This is a genomic window from Acinetobacter seohaensis (assembly GCF_056431365.1).
On the sequence record NZ_JBWKMK010000034.1, the window covers coordinates 1 to 12003 of the forward strand.

The following is a 12003-nucleotide window of genomic DNA, read 5'->3' on the forward strand; positions in this document are numbered from 1 at the left end:
GGCTCAGGTGGTGAGAGCCTTTGGCTACATTAAACCGCATTGTGCTTACCTGTTCTGTAATAAACGTGGCCATCGCATGAAAGTGCTGGTACATGATGGACTGGGCATCTGGCTGTGTGCCCGGCGGTTGGAACAGGGAAAATTTCACTGGGCTAAAGTTCACCAGGGTGAAACCCTGGCACTCAGTCCAGAACAGTTACAGGCACTGATCCAGGGTTTGCCTTGGCAGCGCATTGGACGACAGCAAGTGGTCACAATGCTCTAAACTAGCTTGATCCATTCTGCTATTCTCCAAATGTTGTATTTCATTCTTCTCATGACCTCAGGCATACTGCGGTCATGAATACGCTGCCTGATTTAAGCCAACTGACCCATGAACAACTGCTGGAATTTACCAGACAGTTGGCAATGCAGCATCAGTCTCTGGCACAATCAAATCAAGAATTAGAAAAATCAAACCAACAATTAGATACCAAAGTTCAGCATCTTGAAGTATCCAATCAGCAATTAGATGCTCAAGTTCAACATCTTTCTATTCTCAACCAAAAATACGAGCATGAACTGGCGCTGTTTAAAAAGCACAAATTCGGCAGTAAAAACGAACATCTCACCGCAAAACAAATCCATCTCTGGGATGAAGCGGTCGAAGAAGATATTGCCGCTGTTGATCTAGAATTAGAACGATTAAATGCAGATAAAACCGATGCAGCGACAGAGAAAGCCACAGTCAACAAACCTAAACGTCGACTGCTACCCGATCATCTACACACCATCCGTATTGAGCATGAACCTGCATCAACCCAATGCAGTTGTGGCTGCCAGTTACGTCGTATCGGCGAAGATATCAGTGAAAAACTGCATTTCAGACCGGCACAGTTCTACAAGGAACAGCATGTCCGTGGCAAATGGGTCTGTGATCAGTGCGACACTCTGACTCAGCAAGCGATGCCTGCCTATGTGATTGATAAAGGCATTGCTTCACCTGAATTGCTCAGCCATGTGTTGGTATCGAAGTATGCCGATCATTTGCCGCTGTACCGTCAGCGCCTGATCTATCAGCGGGCGGGCATTGATCTGTCCAGATCTACTTTATCTGACTGGATTGGTCGCTGCGGTGTAGAACTGGAACCTCTGGCCAATGCCTTAAAACAGGTGGTACTACAACAGCAGGTGCTGCATGCGGATGAAACACCGGTCACCATCATGCGGATGGGTGATGATGAGAAAAAACCGAAGAAAGGTTATGTCTGGGCCTATGCCACTACACAGTACAATCCAGTTCAAGCGGTGATCTATGACTTTCAGGATAGTCGTTCAGGCCAGCATGCAGAAGAGTTCTTGAAAGGCTGGCAGGGCTATCTAGTCTGTGATGATTACAGTGGTTATAAAGCACGCTTTAAATCAGGCCAGGTCATAGAGGTGGGCTGCATGGCGCATGCACGTCGTAAATTCCATGAGCTACATGTGACTGGGAAAAGTCAGATCGCTGAACAGGCATTAGTGCTGATTCAGAAACTGTATGCGATAGAAGCAGAACTCAGGAAAAAGACCGATAGTACAGCAGAACACCGCCGCGAATACCGACAACAGCACAGCCAACCGGTGATGCAACAACTGTATGAATGGCTCAACCAACATTATCTGACGGTGCCATCGAGTTCTCCAACCGCCAAGGCCATCAATTACAGTCTGAAGCGTTGGCCAGCCTTAAGCCGCTATCTGGATGATGGCAATCTACCCATTGACAATAACTGGGCAGAGAACTCAATGCGTCCCTGGGCATTGGGCCGTAAGAACTGGTTGTTTGCAGGTTCGCTGCGCAGTGGACAGCGAGCGGCAAATATCATGACTTTAATCCAGTCAGCAAAGCTGAATGGGTTGGATCCGTATGCCTATTTAAGTAATGTGCTGAAAAGGTTGCCGACACATAAAGTGAGCCAAATAGAAGAATTGCTGCCGCACCGCTGGAAATCCAACTCAAATTAAAAAATAGGCATGGGGTTCAGCGGACGCTTACATTAAGGATTATCGGATAGCTTGATAAAGTGTGTTCACTAGAGAGGTTGCTACAATCCTTTTTGGGGAAGGAATTGTTTTATATAATACTTAGAAATAGATTATATTATTCTTAATTAGATAAGATAAGCAAAATACAGATGCAAACATTTCTATTAGGAAAGAGGGCTCTTTCCGTTCTTGTAGTGCTTATTACATTAATCTTATTTTTGGTTTATGTCCTATTGCGTACAGGACCTTTTGCACCAGTCAAGGTCAGTCTGACACAGGTTAAGTATAAATCTATTCAGCCTAGTCTGTTTGGTATAGCGACTGTTGAAGCTCGTCATAATTACAAAATTGGTCCCACAGCGGCAGGTCGTCTTAAAAACCTTCAAGTCGATATTGGCGATGCTGTACAAACTGGACAGCTCTTGGGAGAAATGGATCCAGTCGATTTGGAAGAAAAAACACTTGCACAACGTGCCATTATCCAAAAAATCATCTCTCAGCAACAAGATATTCAAATTCGTCAAAAGTTTGCACAGCAACAAGTTCAACGCTATCAGCAACTCACCAAAATCAATGCCACCAGTCAAGAGTCACTCGCGATTAAGCAGCAGGAGCTTGATCTCGCTACAACAGCACTTGGCTCAATGCAACAAGAACTTAATAAAGCTCGTGCAGACCTCAATACACTACAAGCCCAGCGCGACAATTTAAATTTAATGGCAACAGCACCAGGTATAGTCACAGCCCGTTATGCAGAACCTGGCTCTACTGTAGTTGCAGGGCAAACCGTATTGGAAATTGTAGACCCGAAGTCTATTTGGTTGAATACACGCTTCGATCAATCTAGTGCGATTGGCTTAGCCTCAGGTTTACCTGCACAAATTCATTTACGTTCGCGTCAAAGTAACACGCTTTCAGGTCAAGTCTTATGGGTAGAGCCTCGTGCAGATGTTATTACCGAAGAAATCTTAGCCAAAGTAGTCTTTAGTCAACAACCTAACCCTCTACCCCCTTTAGGTGAATTAGCAGAAGTGACAATTAAATTAGCACCACTGTCTCGCAGCCTTGCTATTCCAAATGCTGCTATTCACCGCATCAATAACCAAGTCGGTGTCTGGAAAGTGACAGATCAAAAACTACAATTTATTGAAATTAAACTAGGTCGCTCTAATTTAGAGGGTGATGTTCAAGTACTCGATGGTCTATCAGAAAATGATCAAATCGTTTTATATAGTGAAAAACCACTTAATGCGAAAAACCGTTTGCGTATTGTAAAAAATCTTGCAGGAACATCTGAATGATTAGCTTAGCCGGTCGGGATATATTCCATTCATGGGGTAAGTTTGTTTTTACTGGTTTTGGACTTGGCTTGTTGATCGGCGTGACTCTAATTATGGCGGGTGTCTACCGTGGTATGGTGGATGATGCCAAGGCTTTATTAAATAATAGCGGTGCAGATTTATGGGTGGTACAACAAGATACGCTTGGTCCATATGCTGAACCTTCTAGTGTGCGTGATGATTTATATCGTAGTGTCATGACTACACCTGAAGTAGAACATGCCTCAAATATTACTTATCTGACCACACAAGTTCATTATAAAGATAAAGATATCCGTGCGATGGTGGTTGGAATCCATACAGGTGAACATGCCTGGAATAATTTAGGCTGGCCACCTTACCTTTTAGCGGGACGTCAATTGACTCGGGGGCACTATGAAGCTGTTGTAGACATCACTTCAGGACTTAAATTAGGTGATCGCATCAAAATCCGTCGTAATTATTTTACTGTAGTAGGATTGACTCGACGAATGGTGTCATCAGGTGGTGACCCGATGATTTTTATTCCGCTTAAAGATGCACAACAAGCCCAATTTCAAAAAGATAATGCGGCAATTTTACAAGACCGCCGACGTACCGCACAAAATCCGATTTACAATCGTCCTGCGTATCCAGATTTATTAGACAGTGTTCTGAGTGCTCAAACCAGCAATCGTTATGTAAATGCAATTTTAGTCCGTCTTAAAACTGGTACTTCCGCAGAAGATACTGCTGAACACATCCAACGTTGGCAGCAACTGACTGTCTACACGCGTCTTCAAATGGAACATATTTTAATTAGCAAGATGATTGCAACATCAGCAAGGCAGATTGCGATGTTTTTAGTAATTTTGGCTTTGGTGAGCGCGGCAATTGTGGCATTTATTATTTATACCCTAACCATGGATAAAATTCGAGAAATTGCAGTTCTGAAACTAATTGGAACACGCAACCGAACGATTGCCTGGATGATCTTACAGCAAGCGCTCGCACTTGGTCTAATTGGATTTACTATAGGTAAAATCACTTCAACCTTTGCTGCGCCATATTTTCCAAAGTATGTATTATTGATTCCTCAGGATTCTATTCTTGGATTTATTGCTGTGATGTTGATTTGTATGTTGGCAAGTCTAGTAGCTATTCGTATGGCATTACGTATTGATCCAGCCGAAGCAATTGGAGGATAACACATGACCCACGGAATTTTAATTGAGGGTTTAAAAAAACGTTTTGGGCAAGGTGATAATGCTTTTTATGCATTAAAAGATGTCAATATGTGGGTGGATCCAGGAGAAGTTGTTGGACTGATTGGTCCGTCAGGTTCAGGTAAAAGTACCTTATTAAAATGTTTAGGCGCTGTGATTGATCCCACTGAAGGACGTATGACTTTAGGGAGTGAAGTGATTTTTGATCAACACTGGTTGGTAAAAGATTTAAGTGCATTGCGACGTGACAAAATTGGTTTTATGTTCCAAACACCTTATTTGATTCCTTTTTTGAATGTTTTAGATAATGTTGCGCTATTACCTATGCTGGCAGGTGTTCCTAATAACATAGCACGTGCAAGTGCTTTAGAAATTTTAACGGCTTTAGATGTTCAGCATCGTATTCATGCCATGCCTGGGCAATTATCAGGTGGTGAACAACAACGTGTAGCTATTGCACGCGGCTTGATTAATAAGCCACCTGTCATTTTGGCAGATGAGCCAACGGCACCTTTAGACAGCGTTCGTGCCATGACTGTAATTCGTTTGTTGCACGAAATGGCGGAAAAATTTCAAACAGCAATTATTGTTGTTACACATGACGATAAAATTATTCCGACTTTCCAGCGACTATATCATATTCGTGAGGGAATAACGTATGAAGAAAAAGGAGAGGGTCGTAGTTTCTAAAAGCGTAGAAATTTAAAGTATTTTATCTAGTTGATAGATTTAGATTAATAGCTTAATTATTTTCAATAAGCTGAATAAATTTTCTTTTTATTGCGTTGTTTTAAGTGGTATTCATCTGCTTTGGATAAACGAATAGTTTTCATATTTTTACGATGATATGTAATTAAACCAAATGTCTTGATTCCTCAAATTTGATTTTTAATTCTTGACTGATATATCCATGAACAGCATAGAGTTTTGTTTTTAAGCCTTCTACCAAATGCTCAATCATTTTAATGTCTGCTGTATGTTCATTAGATAAAGCTGTACTGACAATCTTGCCTGACTGACTCATGATTAAATGTAGCTTACAGCCAAAGAACCAGTCCATTGAGCTTTTACCACTTGTTGCAATGGTAGATATTTATACCGTTGAATACGCTGATTTTTGCCTACAGGCAGCGTAGTCGATTGCTCCATAAATAAAATTGCTCTGATAATCTTTCATCAAGACAAAATGTAAAGCATACAGTGCCAATCGATGTGCTCTGATGAGATAAACTATCCGTTGTTAACAAGGTAAATATCTAAAGACTTGACCGTGATTTTGCTTTAATGAAAAGAATAAAGCTTTGAGATTATGGAAATACGAAAATTTATACTAAATGGCAATAAACACGATTTACGAAACTTTTAATTGAGAGGATCGTATTTTAAAAATTGCCAATAAGTTACTTCGATTTTTGAAAAAAGTCATCAATCATGCAGAAGAAATATGTAAAATCAAACATGGTTTCTGAAAGCGTAGGTTGTGTGGTAACTCCCTAATAGTATGTAGCCACCTTTTTTTTAAGCCAATTTCTTATCCACAATTCAGGTTATATTGATTTAAAAAGAGTATAAATCCTATGAAATTTATTAAAAACTTGAGCTTGTCTTTTCTGCTGTTTTTTTCAAGTTTATCGATTGCAGTAGCAGAAACAACAAAAGATCCATTATTTGTATTGCTTACCAGTAATGATGCCCATCGTACAAAGATGGCCATCGGCATGAGTAATAATCAATTCCAAAAAGGGCATCCCTTGACTGTATATTTAGTCGATCAAGGGGTTATGCTTGCTTCTAGCCGCTTCGAACATAGATATGCAGAGCATCAGGCCATGCTGAAAAATATAATGGTCAATGGTGGACAAGTCTTTATCTGTAAAATGTGTATGGATCAATATGGTGTTAAAGATGGTGATCTTATCAAAGGTTTAAAATATGCGAATCCTGATGATATGGGGGAAGCAATTTTTCAACCTGGTACCAAAACTCTATCATGGTGATTTAATCAGATTCCTTATAACAAAGTATAATAAAACCTATTAAATCCACGTGACGTTACTCAGAGAACTATAAAGCTACAGCCGTGAAATTTCAGGGCTGTAGCTTTATAGAAATACCACAACTTTTCGCAACAAGAATAGCATTCAGTATTCCTGCTAATAGCTCAGGAAGAGAAGAATTTCATTTGGATGGTCTGCTTTTAGATGAAATATGCATTTTCAATTGCTTAACCATTAAATAAAAAGTTGACAATGAGATACCCCAATGTATCGCTTTGAACTAAGGATCAGAACGAAGATTGTTTTTTGATTTATGAAAGAAGTTTAATAATATTAGACAATAATGAGAATACTTATTATATTATAAATATATAAACTATATTGATATCTACTTCAAAAGGATATTATGAAAACCCCAAACCAGCTAATAGCTGAAACTAAAAATAAGGTTATTGAAATAAAAGTCGAGAAGCTCTACGAGAAATATTTAGAATATCCTGACTTAATTTTAATAGACGTTCGTGAACCTGAAGAATACAAAACTGTAGCTATTGATCGAGCTGTAAATTTTCCACGAGGGATGCTGGAAATGAAAATAGCCCAACATCCCCTAGTGAATCACCATTGCGAAATTGAACATTCTTTACAGGAACTATCAGAAAAAGATATTTATTTAATCTGTGGTACAGGAGCTCGTTCAGCTCTATCAATTCAAGCACTTCAAAATATGGGATTTGAAAAACTTTATTCTGTAGAAGGTGGTATGCAAGCTTGGATTGATGCAGGTTATCCAACCATTTCTTATTTAAATTAATTCCCCCCCCTAAGGAGACTATAAATGTCTAACCTAGATGAAGTTGTAACATTTCCACAATTAAATAAGCCAGCACCAAATTTCAATGCCAAAACTACTCATGGTATGAAAAGTTTAGAAGATTACAAGGGAAAATGGTTAGTTCTTTTCTCACATCCAGCTGACTTTACACCTGTTTGTACTACTGAATTTATGGGTTTTGCAACTCGCGCTGAGCAATTCGCTGAACTGAACTGTGAACTATTAGGTTTATCAATTGATAGTGTACATTCACATATTGCTTGGGCACGTAGTATTGAAGAAAATTTTGGCATTAAAATCCCATTCCCAATTATTGCCGATCTTTCAATGGAAGTTGCCAAAGCTTATGGCATGATCCAACCAGGTGCTAGTGATACAGCAGCTGTTCGTGCGACTTTTATTATCGATCCTGAAGGTATCTTACGTGCAATGGTTTATTACCCTATGAGTAATGGACGTAGTATTGATGAGTTTCTTCGTGTACTTAAAGCGTTACAGACTTCTGATGAATACAAAGTTGCTACACCTGAAAATTGGCAACCGGGCCAAGAAGTGATTGTGCCACCACCAGTAACAATGGAAGCTGCTGATACACGTAAATCTGAAGGCTACAACTATGTAGATTGGTACTATAGCACTAAATCACTATAATTTGAAATTAGTTCTTTACTTCAAATTGTAGTAATAAAAATATGAGGCAGTTAGCCTCATATTTTTATTTATCATCTGACAAAATTTATTCTAAAAGACTTCTTAACATCCATGCAGTTTTCTCATGAATATCTAATCGTTGTGTGAGTACATCTGCTGTTGGCTGGTCATTCGCCTCATCCACAACATCAAATATACTTCTTGCAGTTCTCGCAACCGCTTCATGTGCATTAACCAGTAACTGAATCATTTCATTTGCTTTAGGAACACTCTCGACTTCCTTGATTGAAGCTAATTTTATAAATTGCTTATAAGTACCTGGTGCAGGAAAACCTAAAGCACGGATACGCTCAGCAATTACATCTAGTGCATTCCACTGTTCAGTATATTGGTCCATGAACATGTTGTGCAGGCTGTTAAACTGTGGTCCGGTGACATTCCAGTGAAAATTATGAGTCATCAAATATAAAGTGTAACTATCAGCGAGTAATCGGGATAAACCTTCGACAATTTTTGCGCGATTATCTTGAGAGATACCAATATCAATTGCTGCCATTTTGGCTTGTTTTTTTTGGCTGCACATAATCAAATTCCTAATGTTTTGAAATGTAATTAGATGACCATAACACTGTTAGATATACAATTTAAAGAGGTGGTCCCACTTGTTTGAACAACTAAAAGCGTATTTATAAGTAATATTCCGCTCTAGTTAAGCCACCTTGTTTTGTTGGGGTAGCTGATCATAGTAAAACTCATTTGGTATCATTTTGTCTAGACTCGAATGAGGTCGTTTCAGATTATAAAACTCAAAATATGCACTCAATTGCTTTTTCGCATCTGTGACACTGCTATAAGCTTTGAGATACACCTCTTCATATTTAACGCTCCGCCATAATCGTTCAACCATCACATTATCTACCCATCGACCTTTACCATCCATACTGATTTGAATGCCATTTGATTTCAATACATCAATAAATGCATCACTGGTGAACTGACTGCCTTGGTCTGTATTCAATATTTCAGGTGATCCATATTTTTCAATCGCTTCATTTAAAGCCGAAATACAAAAATCCACCTCCATACTAATCGATACCCTATGCGCAAGTACCTTGCGGCTATGCCAATCAATCACAGCACATAAATAAACAAAGCCTTTTGCCATAGGGATATACGTTATATCAGTAGACCACACTTGATTACTGCGCTGAATTGCCAACCCTTTGAGCAGATATGGATATTTACGGTGAGCTTGATTAGCCTGGCTTAAATTTGGTTTGCAATATAACGCCTGAATACCCATTTTCTTCATTAAAGTACGTGTATGACGTCGTCCTATATGATGCCCTTGACGATTCAACAAATCACGCATCATACGACTGCCTGCAAAAGGATATTGCATATGTAATTCATCAATACATCGCATCAGCTTCAGATCTGATGAGCTAACAGGTTTTGGGCGATAATAATAACAACCACGAGAGACTTTCAGTAACTTAGCTTGTTTAGATACTGAAATCTGAAGTGAGTGATCGATTAACTTTTGTGGTTGAAGCGGCCCAGTTTCTTCAACACACCTTCTAAAAAATCAATTTCTAATGCCTGCTCACCGATTTTTGCATGTAACTTTTTAAGATCAATGGGGGGTTCTGATGGAGCTTTTGATTGATCGAAAGCTTGCGAGGAAGCTGAGATCAATTGATTTTTCCAGTCAATAATTTGGTTTTGATGAACATCAAACTCAGAACTCAATTCAGCAAGTGTTTTTTCTGCTTTGATCGCAGCAAGTGCTACCTTAGCCTTAAAGTCGTTTGAATGATTTCTTCTTGGTCTACGTGCCATAAAATACTCCATATATTGATGTTTATAACATCATTTGAGGAGCAGAATATCACTTATAGGAGTTGTTCAAATTTTCGGATCCATCTCTTTAAAGCAGAAGATAACAAATTATTTATACTTATTATAACATTTTCAAACAAGTACGATTAGTTCTACTTTTTAGAAAGAAAAGCATCAATATTTTAATTGAAAACGTGGTTCCTAGAATCCTGTTTATTCAAATATAGCGAAATTCTAAAATCATAGCACAGGAGTATTTTCATAAAATATCATTGCACAAGGTTTTTAATATGATACCAAATTAAGTAATCAGCTATACAGTACTAGTATTAAGCTAAATGATGTCTTCGTGCTGATCATCGGATGTAAAGCTCATATATTGAAATATCCAATCATGCTTAATAGCACTTATTGAGAAGTACTATACTTAATAATCAAGGTGCCTTAAACAAATTTCAGCTACGAACAATGTTCAGCTTTCCTTTCAAGCCTGTGCTGAATGACATATACTTAAAATGGCAAGTAATTACGATATAAAACAAAATTATAGGAGAAATAAGGATGGCAGGATTATCTATTTGGCACGTAGTCATTTTTGCAATTGTAGTGATTCTTTTATTTGGCACATCAAAACTTAAAAATTTGGGTAAAGATGTCGGTGGTGCCATTAAGGATTTTAAAAAATCGATACGTGATGATGAATCATCAGTAAAACTGAACGAACAACATAGTCTAGAACAGAAGCATCAGAACAATAACGATACAACAACCAGCAAAAACTGAGTGGATGGAGGGGTCAAATGCTGAATGTAGGCGTGACGGAACTGCTGGTATTTGGCATCATTGCTCTATTGGTGCTGGGTCCTGAAAAATTGCCAGAGGCCGCTCGTTTTGCTGGAAAATGGTACGGCCACCTCAAACGCTTGATCAGTAATGTCCAACATGATATTGATCGTGAACTTCGACTGTCGGAACTACGTGAAGAAATGCAGAACGAAATGCAACGTCTGCACGAGTTGGAACAGCAAATGCAGAACCAGATGCAACAGTTACAGCATGATAAAATCATGACCGATGACCAACAAACGCAGGTCAAACTCGATAATCAGCAAAATAACTTTCCAGTCTATAAATTTCTTGAATCCAAGCCACTGTCCTTATTTACCCAAACCGGTTCTCAAACTCAACAACTTACTCGGCTTCATAAACAGAGCAACCAGATCAGGGAAATGGCATGAAATCCAAAACTACACCACCAAATGTGGAGAAGCAGATTACGCTACAGGATATGCCAATCACCCAGCATTTGATTATCTTGCGCCAGCATCTGATTAAAATTATCGGGTTACTGATTGTACTCTTTTTCTGCCTGTTACCCTTCGCCAATCAAAGTTATCAGTGGCTGTCTGAACCACTACGTGCACAGTTGCCAATAAATTCCTCAATGATTGCCACTGATGTCACGGCAACCTTCATGGCACCATTTAAACTGAATTTTTTTATAGCCTTGATGATTGCCATGCCGTTCATCCTCTATCAATTCTGGGCGTTTGTAAAACCAGCCCTATATCAAAGGGAAAGAAATCTGGCTTTGCCGCTATTGCTAGGTAGTATCGGAATGTTTTATACAGGGATTGCTTTCGCCTACTTCATCGCCCTGCCATCCATTTTACACTTTTTTATCAGCGTTTCCCCAGACACGGTAGCACCGATGACTGACATCAACAGTTACTTGGGCTTTTGTTTAAAGTTATTTTTGGTGTTTGGAATAACCTTTGAAATTCCGATTCTGACCTTAATTCTCATTCTGATCGGAGTGGTCAACACAGAACAACTGATAGATAAACGTAAATTTATTATTGTCGGCTGCTTTTTTATCGCCATGTTTGTCACGCCACCGGATCCATTATCTATGATTATGCTCGCTATTCCGATGTGGCTGCTGTTTGAAACAGGTTTGTTCTTTGGTAAGTTAATTGAGAACAAAAAGATCCATCATGCATAGACTTTATATAAGAACTCTCTGTACACGACAAAAATAGATAACTCATTGAAATAATGTCACAATAATTGTTTTCTAACGACGAATACTATGACACATCTCAATGAGTTATATCTTATCTTAAACAAATCTCTAAAATGGAACA

The 12003-nt window shown here is 38.9% G+C and carries 13 protein-coding genes and 1 pseudogene; 11 read left to right on the forward strand and 3 right to left on the reverse strand.

Annotated elements, in window-relative coordinates:
• The 5 genes from tnpB to AC07E5_RS06285 form a co-directional block, all read left to right on the forward strand.
• Positions 1 to 265: IS66 family insertion sequence element accessory protein TnpB (gene tnpB, locus AC07E5_RS06265; protein ID WP_498625015.1), on the forward strand; the 265-nt coding region annotated here is incomplete at its 5' end.
• 74 nt (positions 266 to 339) lie between these two features.
• Complete coding sequence (gene tnpC, locus AC07E5_RS06270) at positions 340 to 1986, forward strand: IS66 family transposase (RefSeq protein WP_178319548.1); 1647 nt, start codon at positions 340 to 342, stop codon at positions 1984 to 1986.
• A gap of 254 nt (positions 1987 to 2240) precedes the next feature.
• Positions 2241 to 3308, forward strand: coding sequence for an efflux RND transporter periplasmic adaptor subunit (locus AC07E5_RS06275; protein ID WP_228144088.1), 1068 nt, complete (start codon positions 2241 to 2243; stop codon positions 3306 to 3308).
• Positions 3305 to 4513, forward strand: a complete 1209-nt coding sequence (locus tag AC07E5_RS06280) for an ABC transporter permease (RefSeq protein ID WP_074947793.1) — start codon at positions 3305 to 3307, stop codon at positions 4511 to 4513. Before AC07E5_RS06275 ends, AC07E5_RS06280 begins: the two co-directional genes overlap by 4 nt.
• Before the next feature lie 3 nt (positions 4514 to 4516).
• Positions 4517 to 5221 carry an ABC transporter ATP-binding protein gene (locus tag AC07E5_RS06285; protein WP_068912714.1) on the forward strand — a complete coding sequence of 235 codons (705 nt, stop codon included), beginning with the start codon at positions 4517 to 4519 and terminating at the stop codon, positions 5219 to 5221.
• 60 nt (positions 5222 to 5281) lie between these two features.
• Here the strand turns inward: AC07E5_RS06285 and AC07E5_RS06290 are convergent.
• Positions 5282 to 5991, reverse strand: a pseudogene (locus tag AC07E5_RS06290) (IS982 family transposase); the annotation flags it as partial.
• A 117-nt stretch (positions 5992 to 6108) separates the two neighbouring features.
• On the opposite strand from AC07E5_RS06290, the gene AC07E5_RS06295 reads away from it, so the two are divergent.
• The 3 genes from AC07E5_RS06295 to AC07E5_RS06305 all read left to right on the forward strand — a co-directional run bounded on the left by AC07E5_RS06295 (position 6109) and on the right by AC07E5_RS06305 (position 8014).
• Positions 6109 to 6528: a DsrE family protein gene (locus AC07E5_RS06295; protein ID WP_180044076.1), complete on the forward strand. Its 420-nt coding sequence runs from the start codon at positions 6109 to 6111 to the stop codon at positions 6526 to 6528.
• Between the two features lie 406 nt (positions 6529 to 6934).
• Positions 6935 to 7342: a rhodanese-like domain-containing protein gene (locus AC07E5_RS06300; protein WP_004973758.1), complete on the forward strand. Its 408-nt coding sequence runs from the start codon at positions 6935 to 6937 to the stop codon at positions 7340 to 7342.
• Positions 7343 to 7366: 24 nt separating this feature from the next.
• The gene (locus AC07E5_RS06305) at positions 7367 to 8014 is read left to right on the forward strand and encodes a peroxiredoxin (RefSeq protein WP_086194912.1); all 648 of its coding nucleotides are present in this window, start codon (positions 7367 to 7369) and stop codon (positions 8012 to 8014) included.
• Between the two features lie 85 nt (positions 8015 to 8099).
• On the opposite strand, the gene AC07E5_RS06310 is transcribed toward AC07E5_RS06305, so the two are convergent.
• Positions 8100 to 8597 carry a Dps family protein gene (locus AC07E5_RS06310; protein ID WP_498625018.1) on the reverse strand — a complete coding sequence of 166 codons (498 nt, stop codon included), beginning with the start codon at positions 8595 to 8597 and terminating at the stop codon, positions 8100 to 8102.
• Positions 8598 to 8723: 126 nt separating this feature from the next.
• Positions 8724 to 9868 (reverse strand): IS3 family transposase gene (locus AC07E5_RS06315; RefSeq protein WP_498625019.1). Its coding sequence is split into 2 segments (ribosomal slippage): positions 8724 to 9604 and positions 9604 to 9868, totalling 1146 coding nucleotides; the frame shifts between segments, so codons are not numbered across the junction.
• A gap of 549 nt (positions 9869 to 10417) precedes the next feature.
• Between AC07E5_RS06315 and tatA the strand changes: the two genes are divergently transcribed.
• From tatA to tatC, 3 genes are read left to right on the forward strand one after another with little or no spacing between them, the layout of a single operon-like run.
• On the forward strand, positions 10418 to 10639 hold the full coding sequence (tatA, locus tag AC07E5_RS06320; protein ID WP_086197086.1) for a twin-arginine translocase TatA/TatE family subunit: 222 nt from the start codon (positions 10418 to 10420) through the stop codon (positions 10637 to 10639).
• Between the two features lie 17 nt (positions 10640 to 10656).
• Positions 10657 to 11094, forward strand: a complete 438-nt coding sequence (tatB, locus tag AC07E5_RS06325) for a Sec-independent protein translocase protein TatB (RefSeq protein ID WP_086197087.1) — start codon at positions 10657 to 10659, stop codon at positions 11092 to 11094.
• On the forward strand, positions 11091 to 11861 hold the full coding sequence (tatC, locus tag AC07E5_RS06330; RefSeq protein WP_086197088.1) for a twin-arginine translocase subunit TatC: 771 nt from the start codon (positions 11091 to 11093) through the stop codon (positions 11859 to 11861). The genes tatB and tatC overlap by 4 nt, the downstream gene beginning before the upstream one ends.
• Positions 11862 to 12003: the final 142 nt, after the last annotated feature.

Bases quoted from the DNA above. Each gene is read 5' to 3' on its own strand.
- AC07E5_RS06285 (WP_068912714.1), top strand. From the start codon at position 4,517: ATGACCCACGGAATTTTAATTGAGGGTTTAAAAAAACGTTTTGGGCAA.
- tatB (WP_086197087.1), top strand. From the start codon at position 10,657: ATGCTGAATGTAGGCGTGACGGAACTGCTGGTATTTGGCATCATTGCT.
- AC07E5_RS06305 (WP_086194912.1), top strand. From the start codon at position 7,367: ATGTCTAACCTAGATGAAGTTGTAACATTTCCACAATTAAATAAGCCA.
- tnpC (WP_178319548.1), top strand. From the start codon at position 340: ATGAATACGCTGCCTGATTTAAGCCAACTGACCCATGAACAACTGCTG.
- AC07E5_RS06300 (WP_004973758.1), top strand. From the start codon at position 6,935: ATGAAAACCCCAAACCAGCTAATAGCTGAAACTAAAAATAAGGTTATT.
- AC07E5_RS06295 (WP_180044076.1), top strand. From the start codon at position 6,109: ATGAAATTTATTAAAAACTTGAGCTTGTCTTTTCTGCTGTTTTTTTCA.
- AC07E5_RS06280 (WP_074947793.1), top strand. From the start codon at position 3,305: ATGATTAGCTTAGCCGGTCGGGATATATTCCATTCATGGGGTAAGTTT.
- tatC (WP_086197088.1), top strand. From the start codon at position 11,091: ATGAAATCCAAAACTACACCACCAAATGTGGAGAAGCAGATTACGCTA.
- tatA (WP_086197086.1), top strand. From the start codon at position 10,418: ATGGCAGGATTATCTATTTGGCACGTAGTCATTTTTGCAATTGTAGTG.
- AC07E5_RS06310 (WP_498625018.1), bottom strand. From the start codon at position 8,597: ATGTGCAGCCAAAAAAAACAAGCCAAAATGGCAGCAATTGATATTGGT.